The organism is Herbaspirillum sp. RTI4, from assembly GCF_034313965.1.
GTDB lineage: Bacteria > Pseudomonadota > Gammaproteobacteria > Burkholderiales > Burkholderiaceae_D > Herbaspirillum.
Genome location: NZ_JAVIWQ010000002.1, coordinates 121,474 through 143,311 on the forward strand (window position 1 = coordinate 121,474; position 21,838 = coordinate 143,311).

Annotated in this window: 18 protein-coding genes and 1 pseudogene; 14 read left to right on the forward strand and 5 right to left on the reverse strand. The window is 59.4% G+C overall.

Going from position 1 to position 21,838, the window contains the following annotated elements:
• Positions 1-90: 90 nt before the first annotated feature.
• From RGU70_RS00770 to RGU70_RS00785, 4 genes are all read left to right on the forward strand, one after another.
• Complete coding sequence (locus tag RGU70_RS00770) at positions 91-1,356, forward strand: glutamate-5-semialdehyde dehydrogenase (RefSeq protein ID WP_322207529.1); 1,266 nt, start codon at positions 91-93, stop codon at positions 1,354-1,356.
• A 72-nt stretch (positions 1,357-1,428) separates the two neighbouring features.
• Complete coding sequence (locus tag RGU70_RS00775; RefSeq protein ID WP_322207530.1) at positions 1,429-1,851, forward strand: CopD family protein; 423 nt, start codon at positions 1,429-1,431, stop codon at positions 1,849-1,851.
• 139 nt (positions 1,852-1,990) lie between these two features.
• Positions 1,991-2,605 (forward strand): 2-hydroxychromene-2-carboxylate isomerase, encoded by a 615-nt coding sequence (locus tag RGU70_RS00780; protein WP_322207531.1) that lies wholly within the window; start codon positions 1,991-1,993, stop codon positions 2,603-2,605.
• A 259-nt stretch (positions 2,606-2,864) separates the two neighbouring features.
• A complete protein-coding gene (locus RGU70_RS00785; RefSeq protein ID WP_322207532.1) occupies positions 2,865-4,118 on the forward strand; it encodes a class I SAM-dependent RNA methyltransferase in 1,254 nt (417 codons plus the stop codon).
• 1,176 nt (positions 4,119-5,294) lie between these two features.
• Here the strand turns inward: RGU70_RS00785 and RGU70_RS00790 are convergent.
• Genes RGU70_RS00790 through RGU70_RS00810 form a run of 5 tightly spaced genes read right to left on the reverse strand, consistent with a single transcriptional unit; the run spans position 5,295 to position 9,925 of the window.
• Positions 5,295-6,827, reverse strand: coding sequence for a sulfite reductase flavoprotein subunit alpha (locus tag RGU70_RS00790; protein WP_322207533.1), 1,533 nt, complete (start codon positions 6,825-6,827; stop codon positions 5,295-5,297).
• Entirely contained in the window at positions 6,824-7,873 is a 1,050-nt protein-coding gene (locus RGU70_RS00795; protein WP_322207534.1) for an FAD:protein FMN transferase, read from the reverse strand. The genes RGU70_RS00790 and RGU70_RS00795 overlap by 4 nt, the downstream gene beginning before the upstream one ends.
• Before the next feature lie 12 nt (positions 7,874-7,885).
• Entirely contained in the window at positions 7,886-8,695 is an 810-nt protein-coding gene (locus RGU70_RS00800; RefSeq protein ID WP_322207535.1) for a DUF4198 domain-containing protein, read from the reverse strand.
• A 38-nt stretch (positions 8,696-8,733) separates the two neighbouring features.
• The gene (locus RGU70_RS00805) at positions 8,734-9,255 is read right to left on the reverse strand and encodes a DUF2271 domain-containing protein (RefSeq protein WP_322207536.1); all 522 of its coding nucleotides are present in this window, start codon (positions 9,253-9,255) and stop codon (positions 8,734-8,736) included.
• A 25-nt stretch (positions 9,256-9,280) separates the two neighbouring features.
• The gene (locus tag RGU70_RS00810; protein WP_322207537.1) at positions 9,281-9,925 is read right to left on the reverse strand and encodes a PepSY-associated TM helix domain-containing protein; all 645 of its coding nucleotides are present in this window, start codon (positions 9,923-9,925) and stop codon (positions 9,281-9,283) included.
• A gap of 333 nt (positions 9,926-10,258) precedes the next feature.
• Here RGU70_RS00810 and RGU70_RS00815 point away from each other — a divergent pair, with 333 nt between their 5' ends.
• The 10 genes and pseudogenes from RGU70_RS00815 to RGU70_RS00860 all read left to right on the forward strand — a co-directional run bounded on the left by RGU70_RS00815 (position 10,259) and on the right by RGU70_RS00860 (position 21,834).
• The gene (locus RGU70_RS00815) at positions 10,259-12,466 is read left to right on the forward strand and encodes a TonB-dependent siderophore receptor (protein ID WP_322207538.1); all 2,208 of its coding nucleotides are present in this window, start codon (positions 10,259-10,261) and stop codon (positions 12,464-12,466) included.
• Positions 12,467-12,487: 21 nt separating this feature from the next.
• Positions 12,488-13,174, forward strand: a complete 687-nt coding sequence (locus tag RGU70_RS00820; RefSeq protein WP_322207539.1) for a Fe2+-dependent dioxygenase — start codon at positions 12,488-12,490, stop codon at positions 13,172-13,174.
• 158 nt (positions 13,175-13,332) lie between these two features.
• Positions 13,333-14,412 carry a type IV pilus assembly protein PilM gene (gene pilM / locus RGU70_RS00825; protein WP_322207540.1) on the forward strand — a complete coding sequence of 360 codons (1,080 nt, stop codon included), beginning with the start codon at positions 13,333-13,335 and terminating at the stop codon, positions 14,410-14,412.
• Positions 14,412-15,089, forward strand: coding sequence for a PilN domain-containing protein (locus RGU70_RS00830; protein WP_322207541.1), 678 nt, complete (start codon positions 14,412-14,414; stop codon positions 15,087-15,089). Before pilM ends, RGU70_RS00830 begins: the two co-directional genes overlap by 1 nt.
• Positions 15,086-15,730 carry a type 4a pilus biogenesis protein PilO gene (locus RGU70_RS00835; protein WP_322207542.1) on the forward strand — a complete coding sequence of 215 codons (645 nt, stop codon included), beginning with the start codon at positions 15,086-15,088 and terminating at the stop codon, positions 15,728-15,730. The genes RGU70_RS00830 and RGU70_RS00835 overlap by 4 nt, the downstream gene beginning before the upstream one ends.
• Positions 15,727-16,293 (forward strand): pilus assembly protein PilP, encoded by a 567-nt coding sequence (locus RGU70_RS00840; RefSeq protein ID WP_322207543.1) that lies wholly within the window; start codon positions 15,727-15,729, stop codon positions 16,291-16,293. The genes RGU70_RS00835 and RGU70_RS00840 overlap by 4 nt, the downstream gene beginning before the upstream one ends.
• 152 nt (positions 16,294-16,445) lie before the next feature.
• Positions 16,446-17,840, forward strand: a pseudogene (locus tag RGU70_RS00845) (type IV pilus secretin PilQ); the annotation flags it as partial.
• Positions 17,841-18,015: 175 nt separating this feature from the next.
• On the forward strand, positions 18,016-19,674 hold the full coding sequence (gene aroKB, locus RGU70_RS00850) for a bifunctional shikimate kinase/3-dehydroquinate synthase AroKB (protein ID WP_322207544.1): 1,659 nt from the start codon (positions 18,016-18,018) through the stop codon (positions 19,672-19,674).
• Positions 19,671-20,843 (forward strand): deoxyguanosinetriphosphate triphosphohydrolase, encoded by a 1,173-nt coding sequence (locus RGU70_RS00855; RefSeq protein WP_322207545.1) that lies wholly within the window; start codon positions 19,671-19,673, stop codon positions 20,841-20,843. Before aroKB ends, RGU70_RS00855 begins: the two co-directional genes overlap by 4 nt.
• Positions 20,844-21,042: 199 nt before the next feature.
• Entirely contained in the window at positions 21,043-21,834 is a 792-nt protein-coding gene (locus RGU70_RS00860) for a DUF5610 domain-containing protein (RefSeq protein ID WP_322207546.1), read from the forward strand.
• The last annotated feature ends 4 nt before the right edge of the window (positions 21,835-21,838 follow it).

Consider the following 21,838-nt stretch of genomic DNA (forward strand, 5'->3'; position numbering starts at 1 on the left):
AGCGCGACCATACAGTACGACCATGCAGCACGACGATGCAGCACGACCTTAGGCAGCCCACCGCCAACCCTCGATAATGAAGAAACCCTGATGGACATCGAACACACCATGCTGGACATTGGCCGCCGCGCCCGCCTGGCCTCACGCGCCATGGCCAGGGCCGAGACCGCCACCAAGAACCATGCGCTGACGCTGCTCGCCGCCGCCATCCGGCTCAACGCCGATGCCCTGCGCGCCGCCAACCTGCAGGACATGAACGCCGCCCGCGCCGCCGGTCTGGCACCGGCGCTGCTCGACCGTCTGGCCCTGTCGGACGCCGCAATCGCCACCATGGCGCAAGGACTGGAACAAATCGTAGCCCTGCCCGATCCTATCGGCGAAATCTCGAACATGAAATACCGCCCGACCGGCATCCAGGTCGGCCAGATGCGGGTACCGCTGGGCGTCATCGGCATCATTTACGAAGCGCGTCCCAACGTCACGGTCGACGCCGCCGGCCTGTGCATCAAAAGCGGTAACGCCGCCATTCTGCGCGGCGGATCGGAAGCGCTGCATTGCAATCAGGCGCTGGCAAAACTGGTCAAGCAAGCGCTGGCCGACGCCGGCCTGCCGCAAGATGCGGTGCAAGTGATCGACACCACCGACCGCGCCGCCGTCGGTGCGCTCATCACCATGCCGCAGTACGTCGACATCATCGTGCCGCGCGGCGGCAAGGGCCTGATCGAACGCCTGATCCGGGAAGCCACGGTACCGATGATCAAGCATCTGGACGGTATCTGCCACGTCTACATCGACGACAAGGCCAACGCCGACCAGGCACTCGATATCGCCTTCAACGCCAAATGCCACCGCTACGGCACCTGCAACACCATGGAAACGCTGCTGATAGCGCGGGATATCGCTGCACGCATCCTGCCGCCGCTGGCAGCGCTGTACCAGACCAAGGAAGTCGAACTGCGCGGCGACGCCGAAGCCTGCGCCCTGCTGGCCGGCTACCCTTATCTGACAGCCGCCACCGACGCCGACTGGAGCACCGAATACCTGGCACCGATTCTGGCAATCAAGATCGTGGCCGATGTCAGCGAAGCGATTGAGCATATCAATACCTGGTCGTCACAGCATACCGATACCATCGTCACCGAAGATTATTCACGCGCCATGCGTTTCTTGCGCGAAGTGGACTCGGCATCGGTCATGGTCAACGCCTCGACCCGCTTCGCCGATGGCTTCGAATACGGACTGGGTGCCGAAGTCGGCATTTCGACCGACAAACTGCATGCGCGCGGACCGGTCGGACTGGAAGGACTGACTTCGCTCAAATACATCGTGCTTGGCCAGGGCCAAATTCGTCAGTAATTCGCCAGTAATTCACATCGCAACATGCTGCATCGGCACGGCAACCGCCGGCCGCACCTAGAAAGGAATCCCATGCTCTGGATTAAAGCGCTGCATATCGTATTCATCGTTTCCTGGTTCGCCGGTCTGTTTTACCTGCCGCGCATCTTCGTCAATCTGGCGCAGGAAAGCGAAGCCGTCGCCGCTGCCCGCCTGCTCGGCATGGCGCGCCGCTTATATCGATTCACCAGCATCCTGGCGGTGCCGGCCGTGCTGCTGGGTGTATGGCTGATGGTCGGCTACGGTATTGGCGTCGGCCCCGGTAACGGCTGGATGCACGCCAAGCTGGGACTGGTTGTGCTGACCATCGGTTATCACCACGCCTGCGGTTCGCTGCTGAAGAAATTTGAAATGGGCAAGAACCGTCGCAGTCATACCTGGTACCGCTGGTTCAATGAAGTCCCGGTCCTGCTGCTGCTCGCCATCGTGATTCTGGTCATCGTCAAACCTTTCTAAATTAATCAACATTCATAGGACTTCCGCAAAAAGTCGCTGGCTAGTCGCATTGCCGTAGACAGTGCAAAGGCACGGCAACAACGCCAGCGGCCTTTTGCGTCAGTCCTCGTTCAAATAAACTTGTTGTCCGGAGAGCACCATGAGCAAAATCTGTGAATATTATTTCGCGCCACACTCGCCTTTTGCCTATCTGGGCCATGCGCGTCTGGTCGAGATTGCCCGCGAAACCAACGCCAAAATCCAGCTCAAACCCTTCGATCTGAGCAAGGCTTTCGCCATCTCCGGCGGCCTGCCGCTAGCCAAGCGCGCTCCACAGCGGCAAGCCTACCGGCTCAAGGAACTGGCGCGCTGGAGTGCGTATCTGGGCCTGCCGCTGAATCTGCAACCGGCGTTTTTCCCGGTGCAAAGCGATCTGGCGGCGAAGCTGATTATCGCCACCCAACTCGCCCACGGCACCGACACCGCGCTGGCACTGACCGGCGCGATCATGGCCGGCATCTGGGCCGAAGAAAAGAATATTGCCGATCCCGATACCCTGGCCAGCTTCGCCAGCCGCTTCGATCTGGACGGCAAGAATCTGCTCAAGTCGGCCGAGACCGCCAGCGTGCAAACTGAATTTGATAGGTTCACCGATGAGGCGAATGCGGAAAATGTCTTCGGCGCGCCGTGGTATGTGGTCGATGGCGAAGGCTACTGGGGTCAGGACAGGCTCGATTTTGTTGCCCGCGCACTAGGTGCGACCGACAGCAAATAAGTAGAAACACAGCAGCGAATCAAGTAACAAGGGAATCTCTGGTTAAGCGCCGCGACATAGCTTAACCAGCGTTTCCTCAACAAGCAGGAACAAGCGCACCAAGTAAGTCAGGACTTACGCAACAGGCCCTTGGCTAGGCGCATTGCCGAAGTGGTACGGCAAGGCGATGCAACAATGCCAGCAGGCTTTTTCGTCAGTCCTATCAACAAACAAACCGCGCCATGAGGCGCGGCATCACTCACGGATAAAAGGTCCCCCGATGTCAGTCACTACACTCCCCTCTTCCACTACCAATTTTTCGTATTTCTGTCCCTGCCCGCGCGGACTGGAAATCGCCCTCGCCGAAGAAATCGCCGAGATCGCGCAACTGACCGCGCCGGCCGTCACCATCAAGGTGCATAACCAGGTACCGGGCGGCGTGCATTGCTCCGGCTTGCTCAGCGATAGCTATCGGATCAACCTTCACTCGCGCATCGCCAGCCGCGTCTTGCTGCGCATGGGCCACCGCGCCTACAAGAATGAAAACGACATCTACGATCTGGCGCTGGAACAGGAATGGGAAAACTGGTTCTCGGTCGAACATACCCTGCGGGTCGATGTCACGGCAGTCAAATCGCCGCTGCGCAGTCTGGAATTCACCACGCTGAAAATCAAGGATGCGATCTGCGACCGTTTCCGCGATCTGTTCCAGGTGCGGCCATCGGTCGATACCAAAAATCCCGACATGCGCGTCGTCGGTTTTCTCGACGCCCGCAACTTCACGCTCTACCTCGACACCTCAGGCGAAGCGCTGTTCAAACGTGGCTGGCGCGAAGAAACGGGCGAAGCGCCCTTGCGCGAGAATCTGGCCGCCGGTCTGCTGCGCACTTCCGGCTGGAAGCCCGGCATGGTGCTGTTCGACCCCATGTGCGGTTCCGGCACCATCCTGGCCGAAGCAGCGCAAATTCTGGCCGGCGTTCCACCCGGTGCGCGCCGCCATTTTGCGTTTGAGAAATTCCAGCAATTCCAGAGCGACGCCTGGGCCGCCATCAAGGGCAGCATCAAACCGCTGCCGATGTCGGACATCCCCACCATTTTCGGCAGCGATATTTCCGGCGACATGGTAGCCATGACGCGCCACAATCTGCGCTGCGCCGGCATCCTGTTCGACGTCCCGCTCAAGCAAATCGAAGCACAGGAAGTCAAGCCACCCAGCGATGTGCCGGGCATCATCCTGACCAACCCGCCTTACGGCGAGCGGATAGGCGTGCGCGGCGACGCAGCGCTGCCCAACGAAGAAGTATTCAATGCTTTTTTCAGCGCTTTCGGCGACACGCTCAAGCAACGTTTTTCAGGCTGGAACGTATTCCTGTTTTCCGGCGATCTGACGCTGCCCAAACTGCTGCGCCTGAAAGAAACCCGCAAAACCCCGTTTTTCAACGGCGCGCTGGAATGCCGTCTATTCCGCTTTGAAATGGTCGCCGGCTATAACCGTCGCGAAGCCGCAAAACCGAAAGAGTCTGCCGCTGAATAAGGGCGGATATAGAGTTTTTTAATGCAGTGGTAGAGAACGTCTCATCACTGCATCAAAGAATCTCAGAGCAAGCACAGCCCTGAGATTACTCAACACAGTGGTTTCCCCCTCCCCCAACGCACCGCACCGAAACCGCTGAGTAAGCGTAGCGAGCGGCGCAAGGTCAGGGTAAGAAGCGCAGCCGTACTTGGGTACGGTGAGCATCGCAGCCCTGAGATTCCACCGCGCAGTAGTTTCCCCTCCCCCAAACCTACCGCACCGAAACCGCTGAGTAAGCGTAGCGAGCGGCGCAAGGTCAGGGTAAGAAGCGCAGCCGTACTTGTTGAGTACGGTGAGCATCGCAGCCCTGAGATTGCGCCGCGCAGTAGTTTCCCCTCCCCCAAACCTACCTCACCGAAACCGCTGAGTAAGCGTAGCGAGCGGCGCAAGGTCAGGGTAAGAAGCGCAGCCGTACTTGAGTACGGTGAGCATCGCAGCCCTGAGATTGCGCCGCGCAGTAGTTTCCCTTCCCCCAACACACCGCACCGAAACCGCTGAGTAAGCGTAGCGAGCGACGCAAGGTCAGGGTAAGAAGCGCAGCCGTACTTGAGTACGGTGAGCATCGCAGCCCTGAGATTGCGCCGCGCAGTAGTTTCCTCTCCCCCAAACCTACCGCACCGAAACCGCTGAGTAAGCGTAGCGAGCGACGCAAGGTCAGGGCAAGAAGCGCAGCCGTACTTGAGTACGGTGAGCATCGCAGCCCTGAGATTGCGCCACGCAGTAGTTTCCCCTCCCCCAAACCTACCGCACCGAAACCGCTGAGTAAGCGTAGCGAGCGACGCAAGGTCAGGGCAAGAAGCGCAGCCGTACTTGTTGAGTACGGTGAGCATCGCAGCACTGAAATTCCACCGCGGAGCAGTTTTCTTCTTTCCCCACACACCGCACCGAAACCGCTGAGTAAGCGTAGCGAGCGACGCAAGGTCAGGGCAAGAAGCGCAGCCGTACTTGAGTACGGTGAGCATCGCAGCCCTGAGATTGCGCCGCGCAGTAGTTTCCCCTCCCCCAAACCTACCGCACCGAAACCGCTGAGTAAGCGTAGCGAGCGGCGCAAGGTCAGGGTAAGAAGCGCAGCCGTACTTGAGTACGGTGAGCATCGCAGCCCTGAGATTGCGCCGCGCAGTAGCTTAATCAGCGGTTTCAGTAGACGTCGCGACGGTAGCGCCCTACCTCGGTAAGGCGTTGCACTGTCTCCGCGCCCAGCACCTCGTCCATGACGTCGGCCACGCCGCTGGCCATGCCGGTGAGACTGCCGCAAATATAAATCGCTGCGCCCTCTGCCACCCAATGATGCAGTGTGGTCGCCGCCTGCCGCAGCTTGTCCTGGACATAGGCGGGATCTTCCGTGTGGCGCGAATACGCCAGATCCACGCGCTGCAACACGCCTTCGGCCTGCCAGCGTTCCAGCTCTTCGCGATAAAGTCCGTCATGCGCCTCGCTACGTTCACCGAATAGCAACCAGTTGCGATGATGACCGCGCCGCGCCCGCAATTTCAAATGGGCGCGCAAGCCTGCTATCCCTGTGCCGTTACCGATCAGGATCAAGGGTCTATCGTCCTCTGGCGGATGGAAGCTGCGATTGCGCCGGATGCTCAGGTCAATCGCTGCCCCGGGTGCATTCAAGGCTGTGAGCCAGCCGGAACCGACCGCATGTTTGCCATCGGCATTGCGCACCTGCCGTACAAGCAGCTCCAGCCGCCCGTCGGATGGCAACGAGGCAATTGAATAATCACGCGGTGCCAGCATCGGCAAGCGTTCTAGAAAATCCTGTGGGGTGATGCCGTTTAAGTCGCTGCGCTTGTTCTGTATTTGGTCTTGAATTTCACGCAGGCAGCGCGTTTCCAGCGCCTGCTGCAAACTGACTGGCTGCCCTTTGTCAGTCACTATGCTGTCGCCGTCCAGACCCAAACTATCCGCCACAGCGCGGCAAACTGCGGGATCATTGCGCACGGCAATTTGGGCAATATCGCCGGCCTCCCAGTCGGGAGCATTGACGGGGAGTTGCAGCCTCAGGTGGAATGCCGGTGCGCCGGGACTGCCGGGATTGAGATGATGCTGCTCCATCAGCCGCCACTGCGCGTATCGTGGCGCGCCCCAGCCGGCTGCTTCAACGCGTCCGCCAAGCACGGCCAGTTGCTGCTGCCAGTGCTGCAATGCGTGGGTATCGTAATTGTCGACTTCGATGCGTTCGAACAAAGCCTGCGCGCCCTGCTCCTTGAGCCATTGTTCCAGCGCATGACCGAAGGCGCAAAACTGCGGGTAGCTGCGGTCGCCCAGCGCCAGCACGGCATAGCGCAGATGCGACAGATCCGTTTGTTGGCGCAGCACGCCGCGCACAAATGCGGCTGCGCTATCGGGCGCATCGCCGTCGCCGGTGGTGCTGACGACAAACAGCATGCGCTGCGCGGCGCGCAGTTGCGACAGGTCGAGTGTCCCCAACGATACGACGCTGACGTCCAGATTCGCGCCGATCAGCGTTTCAGCCGATTGCCAGGCGAGCTGTTCGGCATAACCGGTTTGACTGGCAAAGACGATGACGGTCGCATCGGTCTTGCCTGCCGGTTTTTGTCTGTCGGGAAAATGATGCTGCGCACGTCGATGGCGTCGCCAGACCGTCAGGCAAAACAGGGCGTAGACCAGAACCACCGTTGATGCCGCCCATGTGTGACTCATTCCAGCATCGCCTGCATGGCCGGCGACAAACGCTCGGCAAACCCACTCTGCGCGCCCGGTTCTGTGAACACTGCTGCCAGTTGCAGACGTTGAGCCAGAACCATCCCGGCCTCAGTACCCAGCACCATCAAAGCGGTCGCCAGCGCGTCGGCCATCATGCATTCAGAATGCAGCACCGTCACCGCCGCCAGCCCGTGCGCAATCGGGTAACCGCTACGCGGATCAATGGTGTGTGAATAGCGTTTTCCATCAACTTCGAAATAGCGGAGGTAATCGCCCGAAGTCGCTATCGACAAACCATACAAAGCCGCGATGGCTGCGCCGGTCACCGAAGTATCGCTAGCCTGTATGTTTGCGGTATCCGGCGATGGTGGCTGCTCCAGCGCCACCCACCATGGCTGGCCGTCGGCTTTGAGACCTTGCCCGCGCAGCTCACCGCCGACCTCAACCAGATAACTCGCTATCTGCATGGACTGCAAATAACGGGCAACCTGATCGACGCCGTAACCCTTGGCAATGGACGATAAATCCAGCGCTATGCCGCCCGGCTGAAAAATGCGGCTTTGTGCGCGGTCGAGCTGGATGCGCTGCCATCCGGCGCGGCTGCGCAAGGCGGCAATTTCGTCGGCGTCCGGGACCTTGCTGCGGCTCGGCTCGGCCTGGCCGGGTGTGGATGGGCCAAACCCCCACCGATTGACCAAGGCGCCGATCGTGGGGTCGTATGCGCCGCCTGAGGCCTGCGCCACGCGCAGCGCGCAATCGACTACGGCGAACATGCCGGGCGGCGTTTGATGCCATTGCCCTGCCGTAGTCCGATTGAAGCAGCTCAGGTCGGAGTCCGGGTCCCAGTGACTCATTTGCGCGACGACTTCGTCGAGCTGTTGCTGTATGCCGGCATGGATGGTCTGTATGGCCAGCGCAGGGGGGAGCAGTAATTTGACCGACCAGCTCGTTCCCATCGTCAGGCCATGCAAATGCTGCAACACGCCGTGATCGGGCGCACGCGGTGGCGATGTCATTGCAGCAGGGATATACACTCGGTTCATCGTTATGGTCGCTTATTGCGGGAGTACTTCCAGTGTGACTGTATACGAAGCCCGACGCTCACTCGCGGGTTTGAAGGACGTTTTCTCATCCTTGACCGCCGCTTCCAGCGCATACATGCCGGCTTGCGGCCAGAGGAGACTGAATACGCCGTCCTGGCCGGTCACGGCACTGACGCTGATCGTCTTGTCACGATAGCGCTCTCCACCCAAGGTGGCAGTCACTGGTACCCCAGCGGCCGGTTTGCCGTCGAGCAGCAGGCGGAAGCTGGCTTTGTCGCCCGCCATCAGATCGTCAGGATGCGTGATGGCCGCCATTTCTAGTCCGGCGCCGGTCGTGGCGAGTACTTGTCGGCTGGGCTTGCCGGCGGTCACGAAAGTTTCCACCCGTCCCTGTAATTCAGTCACGACCAGCCCTTCGGCGTTGGCGGGAATCTCTTTGGCGAACGTGGCGGCATTGCCGCGCCAGTTTTTGGGCTGACCGTTGAGCTGGTAGCGTGCCCGCAGATCGTTGCTTGCCACTGCGATTTTATAGGTCCCCGGTTGCGCCAGCCGCACATCGAAACTGTTGCGATATTTGCTGCTGCTCCGGTTGTCCGGCTGGATGGCGGTACCGTCCGGTCCTTGTACCGTCAAGCCGTCAAGCCGCAAGGGGAAATGGTCAAAATCAAATAACTGGGTTGAGACTGCGGCATCGACGACAACCGACATATCCGCTCCGGAAAATACAGTTCCCGATGGCAGTAGCCAGCTGCGGTGCGCCTGCGCGGAAAACGGCAGACAGACGCTCAACATCAGCGCGGCACATTGCGCGATTAATTTCATGGTGTTTCCTTTTTTCAGATTGGATGGGCGCTGCACGCTCAGGGCTTGAGTTCCAGTGTGACCGCGCCCAATTCCAGGACGCCGCGTGCAGTCGTGCTTTGTGCGTTTTTCGGCGGCCATTGGAACGGCAATTTGACGATTTCATGCGTGCCGTTTTCGCGGGCGGATTCCACCAGTAACTGGTAATTCCCCGCAGGCAGTTTTTCCAGCGGCCCCTTGACTGAATTAAAGCTGAGCTGCTGCTCGCCTACCGTCCGCGTTGCGCCGCTGACGCCGTCAACCGGCATATGCACATCGCGCCCCGCCCGTCGCCACCATTGGCGCAGATCTTTCAGCCATTTTTCGCCGCCATTGTCTTTGTGTTTCACGTCATACCAGACCGCCAGCGTGGCAGGGACGGTCTGATCCGCCGCTTCGATCCAGACGGCGGTATAAGGACGGTGATATTCCGCCACATTGATTTTGGGTATGTCTATTTTTAAATTCAGTTCGCTGGCGGCAGCGCCGGTGACCATGCCGGTCAGCGCCAATGGCAGTAAACAATGGATGGAAATGCGCATGTTCTGTCCTCGCAATACAGATGGGTTAATGAATGAAGAGAATAACTAACAGCAGGGGTAGAACCAGTCCGAATGCCACCATGGGCCATGTTGCCGGCCGGTTGCCGCCGTGCAGTTGCAACAGGAATAATCCGGTTAGACAAAACACCAGACAAGCGCCGGCAAACAGGTCGATGAACCAGCTCCAGACGGAGCCGGTATTGCGCCCCTTGTGCAAGTCGTTGAAATAGGAAATCCAGCCGCGGTCGGTTGTTTCATATTCGACTTCACCGCTGGCTCTGTCTATGCGCAGCCAGGCGTCGCCGCCGGGACGCGGCAGTGCCAGATAAATTTCTTCAGGACTCCATTCGACGTTTTGACTATTCACGCGAATAGCGAAATCTTGCTCCAGCCAGACGCGCAAGTTGGCCGGCAGCGGGTCTTTATCAGCATGACCAGAGCGGGCGATTTCCTCGCGCAGTGGTGCAGGCAATTGCTCCTTGCGGTTTTCCACGCGCGCCTTTGATTCAATTTGCGTCGCATGATTCAGCGTGAAACCGGTGACTGCAAATAACAGCATCGCCAGCAGACACAGCGCGGAACTGATCCAGTGCCATTGATGCAAATGTCGAAGCCAAAAAGCGCGTCTTTGTTGTCCGCGAAGGTCGGGGGAAGTGGCGTGTGGCGTCATAAGAAATGGAATGGAATATCGCCAATATGCGACGGATGGGTGAAGACTATTCCACACTTGCCTCGCAAATGCAAATTATTCTCATTAAGATTTGTACCGTAGTTTATCTCACTGTATTCACCATATTTACCAAAATAGAGGCCGGAAATGTGGCAAATAGGAGACGCAACGGACAGACTCAATCAATTTCTATTTGATAATGATAATAGTTCTCATTATAATTAGTACAAATTCTATATCTATTTTTCAGTAGCCAGCATCACGGCAGATTCCGCCGTTCCAGCCAGCCAAATTTTCTGCCCGCTTCGGGCGGACTCACTTTTGGCGACTACCATGACCCGACTCACCCCTATTGCTGCTGCCCTCGTTACCCTGTTTGCCGCACCACTCCCGCTCTACGCACAAGTAGCTCCCCCCGCAACATCCGCCAACGGCAAACCCGTCGTGCTCGATGAAGTCGTGGTGCAGGGAAACCGCACTGACTTCAACAGCAACTCCGCCACCATCACCAAATTGCCAGCCGATCTGCATGACGTACCGCAATCGGTGGTCGTGATCAACAAAGCGCTGCTGCAATCGCAAGGAGCCACCTCGCTGGCCGATGCCCTGCGCAATGTTTCAGGCATCACGCTCGGTGGCGCAGAAGGCGGGCAAATCGGTAACAACATCAATCTGAACGGCTTCTCCGCCCGCACCGATATCTATATGGATGGTTTCCGCGATCGCGGCCAGTACTACCGCGACACCTTTGCCATCGACCAGGTGGAAGTATTGATGGGACCGTCATCGATGCTGTTCGGACGGGGATCAACCGGCGGCGTCATCAATCAGGTAACGAAAAAAGCCAACCTCAAGGAATCGGCAGAAGTCTCCACCTCAGCCACTACCAACAGCCTGTACCGCACCACGGCCGACTACAACCATGTGCTGTCCGACACCTCGGCAGTGCGGGTATCGGGCATGCTGCAAAGTGGCAATGCCAGCACCCGCGACCAGACCAAGGTGCAGGATGGCGGAATAGCGGCCTCCTACGCCTTCGGCATCGGCACCCCGACCGAAATCAACCTGTCCGCGCTGCTGCAACATAACCACGACATGCCCGACTACGGCCAGCCGCCGCTCAACGGCCATCCGGCCAATGTCGGCCGCGATACCGCCTACGGCCTCAACAGCGACCATACCGACCAGGACGTCGCCTCATTCAACGCCACCATCAAACACAAGATCACGCCCGATCTGATCGTGCGCAGCCAGACGCAGTTGAATTACGTCAAAACCAGCGCCGTCGAAACCGCGCCGCAAGGCATAGGCACGGTCTCCTCCAAAGGCTATACCGCCCTGGCCACTCCGGTCAGCAGCCTGCCGCTAAGCAGCCTCTCGGTACAAGCCCAGAGCCATGACCGCGACATCACCGATTACTCGATCTTCAACCAGACCGAGCTGGCCGCCAAATTCAACACCGGCAGCATCAAACATGATGTCATCCTCGGCGTAGAAGTTGGCCACGATGGCTACGACAATCAAAGTTATTACCGTAACGGCAGTTGTAACGGCGTACCTCTGAACGCCGCCGGCGCCACCACCGGCTATGTCGCTTGTACCTCGCTGTCGAATCCACAGTACAGCGCCGCCGACGCCAACGTGGCCAGCACCGCAGGCAACCGCGCCGGCGGTTCCGCCAACACATTGGCCGTCTATGCCAACGACACCGTGGCCCTGAACGATCAGTTTAAACTGGTCGGCGGTTTGCGCTATGACAAATACATCGCCAGCATCACCAACTCCATTGCCAGCAGCAGATCGCTCGGTTACGCCAATCAGACCGTCAACTTCACCAGCGTGCGGCTGGGCAGCATCTGGCAACCGACCGAAGCGCAGTCGTACTACCTTTCGTATGGCACCTCGTTCAATCCCTCCCTGGAACAACTGGTCGGCACCGTCGGCCAGCAGAATCTGGCGCCGGAAAAAAACCGTTCGTATGAATTAGGCGGGAAGTGGGATGTCGCGGAAAACCTGTCCCTGAACTCGGCAATATTCCAGATCCAGAAAGAAAACGCCCGCAGCCAGGTGGCCACCGGCGTATATGAAGTCAGCGGCGCGGTCAAGGTCAACGGCCTGCGTGGCGGCGCCACCGGACGCCTCACCAAGAACTGGCAAATTGCCTCCAGCTACACCTACCTCGATGCGCAGGTCACGGCTGCTTCCGCCACCGATGGCACGCTCGGCAAAGTCCCGGTCAACACGCCGAAACATACCCTGACCACCTGGAGTACCTACGACCTCACGCCAAACTGGCAAATTGGTGGCGGCCCCACTTATATGTCCGAACGGTTCGCTAACGCGACCAACACGGTACAGGTCGGCGGCTATACGCGCTGGGATGCCACCATCGCCTACCTGCAACCGAAATACGATATCCGCTTCAACCTGTTCAACCTGAGCAACAAAATGTATTACGACTCGCTGATCCAATCCGATGGCGGACGTTCAGTACCGGGCAGCGGACGCACGGCGATGCTCTCCCTCACCTACCGCATGTAAACCCGTACGAAAGAAACCGGCATGCTCGTTACCATCCCCAAAGTACTCGACACCCAGCAACTGCGCGCAATCCGGCAGTTGCTGGAGCATGCCGGCGAGGCCTGGATAGACGGCCGCATCACGGCCGGCTATCAAGGCGCGCCTGTCAAATGCAATCAACAGATTGATGAGTTTTCTGACCTGGCACTGCAATGCCAGCAGATCATCCTGACCGCGCTGGAACGCCACCCGCTATTCATCAGCGCCGCCCTGCCCAATATGGTCTATCCGCCGATGTTCAACCGCTACGGCGAACACATGTACTTCGGCGAACATGTCGACGGCAGCGTCCGCATCCACCCGCACGACGGCCGCAAACTCCGCACCGACATCTCCGCCACCCTCTTTCTGTCCGACCGCGACGCCTACGACGGCGGCGAGTTGGAAATCATCGACACCTACGGCACCCATTCCATCAAACTGGAAGCCGGCGATATGGTGGTCTACCCCGCCACCAGCCTGCATCAGGTAAGGCCCATCACACGCGGCGTGCGCACCGGTTGTTTTTTCTGGGTGCAAAGTCTGGTGCGCGACGATGCGCAACGCAGCATCTTGCACGAGATGGATACCGCAATCCAGACACTCAACCAGACGCAAGCCGACAGCCAGGCGCGCCGCAGTCTGATCGGCTGCTATCACAATCTGATGCGTCAATGGAGCGAAACCTGAAGTCCATCGAGACATCCATAGAAGCCTTTCTGACTAATCACAAATCGCCGATTTAAAAATCGGGGCGCATGACAAAACCCCACAAAAGTTGCCATTGGTAAATTATTATCATGCCAACTTTTTCTGTGTGGAACCCTCACGGGTCGCCTTCTTCCCTCATGTTTTACGTCCCACGATTTTTCCATTCGCAGCACGAGTCGCTTGCCGGACTGGACATTGAAGCGTCTGAAATCAGGATGGTGGAACTGTCGCGCAGCCATAACGGCATCGTGCATCTGGAATGCGCCGCCGCCGAACCGTTGCCACAGGGCGCCATCGTCGATCAGCGCATAAGCAATCCCGAACAAGTCGTCCTTGCACTCAAGCGGCTTTGGAAAACCAGCCGTACCCGCACCACTCGGGTCGCCATGGGACTACCGGCAAATGCCATCATCTCCCGCAAAATCCGATTGCCGGCAGGCCTCACAGAAGAGCATATGGAACTTCAGGTGGAAAACGAAGCGCATCGTTTTCTACCGTTCGGACCAGAAGAAATATGTCTGGACTTTGAGGTTTCCGCCGCGGCACCCGATGCGAACGGCGAATGCGAAATCAAACTGGCCGCAGCGCGCCGCGAACAGGTGGCCGAACGCACCGCACTCGCCCGGGCCGCCAACCTCGATGCCGTCATTGTCGATTGCGACTCCTACGCAGCACTCAACGCACTGATGCGTTTACCCGCCGCCATGCGGCAGCCCAAAGCAGAACGTCACCCAACAGTCCTACTGCAACTGGGATCACACAGCGCCCAGATACTGCTGCTGCAAGGGGAAAGCATCCTGCACGAACGCGAACTGGAAATCAGCAGCGCGCACTTAACCCGGCAGCTGATGGAACGCTACGGCTACCTGCACCACGAAGCCCGGCTGGGACAAACAACCAACGTACTGCCGGACGACTACGAAAATGCGCTGCTGCAACCCTTCATCGCACTGGCCGCACGCGAAGTCAGGCAAGCGCTGCAACTCTGCGAAAACGCCACCGGTAGCCAATCCATCCAGCGCATTTTTCTCGCCGGAGAAACAGCTACTCTGCCCGGGATGGCCACCGCCATGAGCGACAGCTGCGGCATCCCCGCCGCCCTCGTCGATCCCTTTGAAGGAATGCTCACCCGCTCTTCCACCGTCATCCCCGCAGCCCATGAGCAAGCCAGCGCTTATCTGGTAGCGTGCGGCCTGGCACTGCGTCGCTTCGACTGATGCGCCAGCTCAATCTCCTCCCGCATCGCGCCTGGCAGAGACAGCGGCGTACACGCGATTTTTATCGCCTGCTTATCGCCACACTGAGCATCGCACTATCGCTGGTATTGCTTGCGTACTTCCTGCATGCACAGCAGCAAGAAAAAATGAACGCACGCGCACAACTGCTGGGCCATCACACGCAAGCGCTGAAACAAAAAATTAAGGCCCTCACCGCACAGCAGACCGAACTCGAACGCATGGAGCTGCGCCTGACCGCGCTGGAACGCCTGCAACAGCAGCGCCAGCAGACAACAAGGCTGCTGCACGACATCGCCGCCCTGATCCCTCCGCGCATCGTGCTGCAATCGATACGGCAACAAGCGCAGCGTGTCACGCTGAACGGTTATGCCGACTCCAGCGAACCGGTTGCACGCCTGATGCAGCAATTGCGCGATGCGCCCAATCTGGGCCGCCCCGCATTGCAGGAATTACTCCACAACCCGGCACCGGGTGGTACAGCCTCAGGCAATACACCATCAAGCAGCACAGCATCAGACAGTACGACAGCCGAACAGACCGGCGTCGATTTCAGAATCGAACTCGAACTCACGCCCTTGTCAGAAACGTCGGCAGCGCCCCCTGCCGATCACTCCGTACGGACAACAAGGCATCTTCATCCGGCAAGAGGGACATGAATAAACTGATCAGCAGCCTTCCGGCCTTGAAAGAGCATTTCCTGGAATATGGCAGCACGCTCCGGCATCCTCCTGGACAGTGGCCACTGCGGTGGCGCGCTGCATGTCTGAGCGTGCTGTTCATCTTGTTGTTGGCTGGCGGCTGGGTACTGCTCATCCTGCCGCAAGGCGAAGCACTGCAAGCAGCCAGCATGCGTGAACTCGCCATGAAAGAAGACTACCGCAGCAAGTTGCAGCAAGCCGTCAATCTGAACGCCGCCACGACGCAACGCAAACTCAGCATCGGCACTCGCATGCAAACGCTGGACGCCCAGTTGCCGCAAGAGACCACAAGCGACACGCTGCTCTCCGAACTGACCCGGCTGGGAGCCACACATGGCTTGCGCTTCGAGAAATTCAAACCGGGCGCAACCGCCCTCCGTGAACACTATGCCGAATTGCCTCTCGCCATCGTCGCGTCCGGCAGCTATAAGGGCATCAGCGACTTCCTCGCCGATGTCGCCGCCATGTCTCACCTCGTCACGCTGTCCGAGCTGCATGTGCAGGCGCGACCACAAAACGGCGACCTTCTGCTAGAGGCAAACGCCACCGCCTATCGCCGCCTCGACTCCGAGATTACGCAAGCAAAAGGAAAGCAATGAAGCAAAGCAGGCTGCATTCAGGGGGGCAATACGGCGCATGGAGCGCGCTGTTACTAGTCGTACTGGGAGGTTGCCACAGCGGCACCGTAGAACCAGACACCATCGCGGATGTGCAGCAATGGATCAATACGGTACAAACATCGGTCAAGGCCGCACCAGTCGCCGTGCCAGCAAGGTCCTCGCCGGCATCACAAATTGCCTCCCTAGCCGGATCAACCGCAATGGGCATCGGCAATCCCGATCCCTTTAATCCCACCAACGTGTCACCCGCCTTCCGGCGCGGGGAAAGTACCGCACACGAACCTGCCCCCTCATCCGGCAACAATATCGCCGCCACGCCGACACAACGGATACGTATGGTCGGCACACTGGAACAAACCGGCGTTCGCTACGCATTACTGCAAATCGGCCCGCTGCTCCAGCGCGTGGCGGTGGGTGAAACCATCGCTGACGGGCGCTACCGGGTGCAACGCATCAGCGCGATAGCCGTTGAACTGGAAGAACCCGGCGAGACCGGACGACGCACTCGTCTGGAGCTGGCGGGTATGGGGACAACGCCATGAAAATGACTGCCCACTTCCGACGCGCCGCCCGCAAAACCAGCCGCAAGCTCCTTGCGCCGTCGCTCCTATTGACGATCTTGTTCAGCCCCTTGCCCGGCCAGACGACACCCACGCTGGCTCCCGACACCTCCTCCTCCCGGCAAGACAAGCGGCTATCCCTGAATTTCCAACATATCGAGGTGCGCGCCGTCCTGCAATTGCTCGCCGATTTCACCGGACTCAATATCGTCGCCAGCGACAGCGTCACCGGCAACCTGACACTCACTCTGCGCAACGTCACCTGGGAACAGGTGCTGGACGTGGTGCTGCAGGCCAAGGGACTCGACATGCGCCGCAGCGGAGAAGTCATCTGGGTGGCGTCAAAAGAAGAATTGCTGCGCAAGGAAAGACAACTACTGGAACAAGCGGTGCAGGCGGGCGATCTGGAACCGCTGCAATCCGAAGTATTTCAACTGAACTATCAAAAAGCAGAAACTTTCCGCAAGGTCTTCGCCACGTATGACGACAGCGGTGCCACTGCTCCGGGCGCAACTGGAACAACTGGCACAGCGAGCGCGACGAGTACCGCCTCTCCGGTGCGCGGTTTGCTGTCGCGGCGCGGCAGTGCGGTCGTCGACACCCGCACCAACCAGTTTTTCGTCACCGACACCGCCGCCGTACTGGCCCGCATCCGCAAGCTGCTGGCGCGGGTGGACGTCGCCTCGCGGCAAGTATTGATCGAAGCGCGGATCGTCGAAGCCGACGACACCTTCAGCCGCAACCTGGGAGTCAGAATCGGCTTTACCACCACCCATCCCGATGCACTGGCCGCCACACTCTCCGCCAGCGGAAATCCGGGAACAGGACACAAGGCCGCCGGTGCATCCCCGCAGTCGCCCTCCCCGTCACCAGCGATCGATTTTCCGGCAGCCGCCCTCGGCGGTTCCCGTCCAGCCCATTTTGCGGTCACCCTATTCAACGCCGCCGCCAACCGCTTCATCAACCTGGAACTATCGGCGCTGGAAGCCGACGGCAAGGGACGCATACTCTCCAGCCCGCGCGTGGTCACCGCCGACCAGCAAAGCGCGCTCATCGAACAAGGGGAAGAAATCCCTTACCAACAGGCAACCACCAGCGGCGCAACATCGGTGGCATTCAAACGCGCCAACCTGAAACTCGAAGTCACGCCGCAAATCACGCCGGACGGCAACGTCATCCTCAGCGTCGACGTCAACAAAGACAGCCGCGGTGCGATGACGCCGGGCGGTCTGGCGATCAATACCAAGCATGTCAAAACACTGGTGCAGGTAGAAAACGGCGGCACGCTGGTCATCGGCGGCATCTATACGCAAACCGAATCGGCACAGACCAATAAAGTCCCTTTACTGGGCGATATCCCCTTGCTGGGCGCGCTGTTCCGCAATAGCGCACGGGTCAATGACAAGACCGAGTTACTGATTTTCCTGACGCCCAGCATCGTGCCGGATCGCGCCGGCTTGCAACATAGCCAGGCAGCGCAGGAGCAGGCAGAACCTCCAACGCAAACCGGGCCAGAATCCAACCCCTAAGCGCGCCAGAGGAAAAAACCGGATATTTCTGCGATAGCCCCGCAACAAACGGTAAAATCGATCCTTCGGCTGGCATCGATTTACATTGCCCGTCATACCGGCTCCGCGCCGGACGGGAGAATGTCCTCTTTGCCGCACCCCTTTGACGCTTTGACGCTGCACACATTCTTCTCATATGAACGGAAACATTTTCCTGGTCGGTCTGATGGGCACCGGCAAGACCACTATTGGCCGCGCCCTGGCTCGCAAGCTGAACAAGCGCTTCATCGATACCGACCACGAAATCGAAGCGCGTACCGGTGCGTCGATTCCTGTCATTTTCGAAATCGAAGGCGAAGCCAGTTTTCGTCGGCGCGAAGCGGAAATCATCCGCGAACTCAGCGCTGAACACGACATCGTGCTGGCCACCGGCGGCGGCGCCATTTTGCTGCCGGAAAATCGCGCCTATCTGAAATCGCGTGGCACGGTGATTTACTTGCGCGCCAGCATCAATCAGATCCTGCAACGCACCTCACGCGATCAGAGCCGGCCGCTGCTGCAAACGGCCGATCCGCGCAAGAAACTGGAAGAACTGTCGCGTGAACGCGAACCCTATTACCGCGAAGTGGCAGACGTCGTCATCGAAACAGGACGCCCCAACCTGCACTTCCTGTTGCACTCCATCATCAACCAACTGCCTCCGGGCAGCGCGGCGCTCGCCGCCACAACCTATACTCCTTTCACCGCCATGGCCGACACCCCCTCTTTCATCACGCTACCGGTCAGTCTGGGCGAACGCAGCTATCCCATCTCCATCGGCCACGGACTGCTGGACGACCGCGAACTGTTCGCTGCCAGCATCGCCGGCACGCGCACCGTCATCGTCACCAACGACCTGGTCGCGCCGCTTTACCTGGAACGCCTGACTGCCACGCTGACCGCTGCCGGAAAGCAAGTCAGCGCCATCGTCCTGCCCGACGGTGAGGAATACAAGAACTGGTCCAGCCTGATGATCATTTTCGACCGTCTGCTGGCCGACAAATGCGACCGCAAGACCACCCTCATCGCCCTTGGCGGCGGCGTCATCGGCGACCTCACCGGCTATGCCGCCGCCTCCTATATGCGCGGCGTACCGTTCGTGCAAGTGCCAACCACGCTGCTGGCGCAAGTCGATTCCTCGGTGGGCGGCAAAACCGGCATCAACCATCCGCTGGGCAAAAACATGATTGGCGCGTTCTACCAGCCGCAAGCCGTCATCGCCGACACCGCCACCCTGCAAACACTGCCGGCGCGCGAACTGGCCGCCGGACTGGCCGAAGTTATCAAACACGGCGCGATCATCGACGCCCCCTTCTTCGACTGGATCGAAGCCCATATTGACCAACTCAATGCCAAAGACCCGGCAGCACTGGCGCAAGCCATCCGTCGCTCGTGCGAGATCAAGGCGGAAGTCGTGCGTCAGGACGAGCGCGAAGGCGGCTTGCGTGCCGTCCTCAACTTCGGCCACACCTTCGGCCACGCCATCGAATCGGGCCTCGGCTACGGCGTCTGGCTGCATGGCGAAGCGGTCGGTTGCGGCATGGTGATGGCAGCAGACATGTCACACCGGCTAGGCTATCTCTCCGAAGCGAGCAGCCTCCGCGTGCGCACACTGGTCGCAGCAGCCGGATTGCCAGTGACAGCACCCGACCTCGGCGCGACCACATGGCTGGAATGGATGCGGGTCGACAAGAAAAACGAGGATGGCAAAATCAAATTCATCCTGATCAAACCACTAGGCACGCCCCTGATCACGGACGTGCCGCAAGAAGTGCTGCTGGCGACCCTGGCGCACTGCACCGGGAAAACCCCATGAAAAACGAAGAAGCGCCGTCACCGCTGGCCCTCTACGCCGCACGCGCCGCGCATTCGCCGGGTCGCCGTTTCAGCGAAGCGCCACCCTCAACACGCAGCGAATTTCAGCGCGACCGCGACCGCATCATCCACTCGGCCGCCTTCCGTCGGCTCGAATACAAGACCCAGGTTTTCGTCAACCATGAAGGCGACCTGTTCCGCACCCGTCTTACGCACAGCATCGAAGTCGCGCAGATCGCCCGCTCCGCCGCGCGCAATCTGCATCTCAACGAAGATCTGGTGGAAGCCATTTCGCTGGCGCACGACCTCGGTCACACACCCTTCGGCCACGCCGGGCAAGACGCGCTCAATGACCGTATGCAGCCCTATGGCGGCTTCGAGCACAATCTGCAAAGCCTGCGTCTGGTCGATACGCTGGAACAGCACTACGGCGCTTTCGACGGTCTCAATCTGATGTTCGAAACCCGCGAAGGCATACTCAAGCATTGCTCGGCGGCCAACGCCCGCCAGCTCGGCGACATTGGCCAGCGCTTTCTCGACCGCCTGCAACCGTCGCTGGAAGCGCAGCTAGCCAATCTGTCCGATGAAATCGCCTATAACAACCACGATGTGGACGACGGTTTGCGCTCCGGCCTGCTGAGTACCGAGCAATTGATGGAGGTCGATTTCTACGCCCGTCATGCGCATCAGGTGGCCGCCGTCTATCCCGGCATCGGCGGCCGCCGCGCCATCAATGAAACCGTGCGCCGCATGATCAATGCGCTGGTGACCGACCTGATCGACACCTCGCAAGCACGTATCACCGACGCCGCGCCGCAATCGCTGGACGATGTGCGCCATGCGCCACCGCTGATCGCTTTTTCCGACGAGATGGCCACGCAGGCCGCGCTGCTCAAGCGTTTTCTGCACGAAAACCTGTACCGCCATTACCAGGTCAACCGCATGACCAGCAAGGCGCGGCGCATCGTGACCGACCTGTTCGATGCCTTCATGGCAGAACCACAACTGCTGCCGCCGGATTACCAGCTTGCCGCAGCAATCAGTGGCAGCAGCGACACAACCGCAAACAACTCACGGCAGGCACGCCATATCGCCGACTACATCGCCGGCATGACCGACCGCTACGCCATTCGCGAGCATCGTCGTCTGTTCCAGATCGACGAACTGTAAACAGGGGCGCGGCAAAGCTGCCGCCGGGCAATGTCGCGGACGGAACGGGAATCCGCTAAGCTAAGGCAATGTGAGCAGCATCCGCTTAGGGCGTGTTGACGACTAAAGCTTTGCCCACAGCAGCCGATAACAAGAAACGTAAAGAAAATGTAAAGAACTGCAGCCAACGTCCCCTCCCCCACTCCAGAAGGAGCACATCATGAGCATCGGCGCCATCACCACGCCCTCCACCACCGTCCCCGCCAATGCGGCCACGGCAACGACGGCATCAACGGACACGACTTCCGGCACAGCAACTACGACGGATGCTTCCGCCGCAGCAAATGGCACGAGCACCGCAACGGACGCCAGCACTGCCGGAACCGCCGCACCGCAGCCACTCACAGTCGCCTCGTCCAACGCCCAGCTGAACGCCTCCATCATTGTTGCCACACTGGATGTCAAACTCACCGCACAAAGCGAACCGCTGAATCTGCTCTACAAGACCGCCGTGGAAAATCTGAATGCGGTACTGAAGCCAACCCAAGGCGATCAGGCGATCCAGAAAGCATCGACCGATGACAACTCCCCTGCGGCCACCGCCGGTCGCATCGTCAGCTTCGTCACCAATGCCTTCGCGCAGTACAGCCAGATGCATCCGGATCAGACGTCAGCGGACTCGGCCCAAAAATTCATGGCCCTTATCCAGCCCGGTATCGAGGCAGGGTTCAAGGAAGGTCGGGATATTCTGAAGGGATTGAATGTGCTCAATGGCGACATCGCCAGCAATGTCGACAAGACTTACTCTCTGGTACAACAGGGCCTTGCCGCCTTTGTCGCCGCACAAAATGTGGCGGGTAGCGGAACGGCAACTGCTGGCAGCAGTACCGCAGATACCTCAGGAGCATCCGCAGCGTCGGCAGCGTCCGAGACGACGGTGACGACCAGCACCACGTCCATCTCACTGAGTACCAGTACGACCAGCACGACCAGCATCAACACCACCGCCTGAAGCC

Coding starts and splice junctions, on each gene's coding strand:
- RGU70_RS00770 (WP_322207529.1), top strand. CDS start 91: ATGGACATCGAACACACCATGCTGGACATTGGCCGCCGCGCCCGCCTG.
- RGU70_RS00800 (WP_322207535.1), bottom strand. CDS start 8,695: ATGAAATTAATCGCGCAATGTGCCGCGCTGATGTTGAGCGTCTGTCTG.
- RGU70_RS00815 (WP_322207538.1), top strand. CDS start 10,259: ATGACCCGACTCACCCCTATTGCTGCTGCCCTCGTTACCCTGTTTGCC.
- RGU70_RS00855 (WP_322207545.1), top strand. CDS start 19,671: ATGAAAAACGAAGAAGCGCCGTCACCGCTGGCCCTCTACGCCGCACGC.
- RGU70_RS00860 (WP_322207546.1), top strand. CDS start 21,043: ATGAGCATCGGCGCCATCACCACGCCCTCCACCACCGTCCCCGCCAAT.
- pilM (WP_322207540.1), top strand. CDS start 13,333: ATGTTTTACGTCCCACGATTTTTCCATTCGCAGCACGAGTCGCTTGCC.
- RGU70_RS00810 (WP_322207537.1), bottom strand. CDS start 9,925: ATGACGCCACACGCCACTTCCCCCGACCTTCGCGGACAACAAAGACGC.
- RGU70_RS00835 (WP_322207542.1), top strand. CDS start 15,086: ATGAATAAACTGATCAGCAGCCTTCCGGCCTTGAAAGAGCATTTCCTG.
- aroKB (WP_322207544.1), top strand. CDS start 18,016: ATGAACGGAAACATTTTCCTGGTCGGTCTGATGGGCACCGGCAAGACC.
- RGU70_RS00830 (WP_322207541.1), top strand. CDS start 14,412: ATGCGCCAGCTCAATCTCCTCCCGCATCGCGCCTGGCAGAGACAGCGG.
- RGU70_RS00805 (WP_322207536.1), bottom strand. CDS start 9,255: ATGCGCATTTCCATCCATTGTTTACTGCCATTGGCGCTGACCGGCATG.
- RGU70_RS00780 (WP_322207531.1), top strand. CDS start 1,991: ATGAGCAAAATCTGTGAATATTATTTCGCGCCACACTCGCCTTTTGCC.
- RGU70_RS00775 (WP_322207530.1), top strand. CDS start 1,429: ATGCTCTGGATTAAAGCGCTGCATATCGTATTCATCGTTTCCTGGTTC.
- RGU70_RS00790 (WP_322207533.1), bottom strand. CDS start 6,827: ATGAGTCACACATGGGCGGCATCAACGGTGGTTCTGGTCTACGCCCTG.
- RGU70_RS00785 (WP_322207532.1), top strand. CDS start 2,865: ATGTCAGTCACTACACTCCCCTCTTCCACTACCAATTTTTCGTATTTC.
- RGU70_RS00840 (WP_322207543.1), top strand. CDS start 15,727: ATGAAGCAAAGCAGGCTGCATTCAGGGGGGCAATACGGCGCATGGAGC.
- RGU70_RS00795 (WP_322207534.1), bottom strand. CDS start 7,873: ATGAACCGAGTGTATATCCCTGCTGCAATGACATCGCCACCGCGTGCG.
- RGU70_RS00820 (WP_322207539.1), top strand. CDS start 12,488: ATGCTCGTTACCATCCCCAAAGTACTCGACACCCAGCAACTGCGCGCA.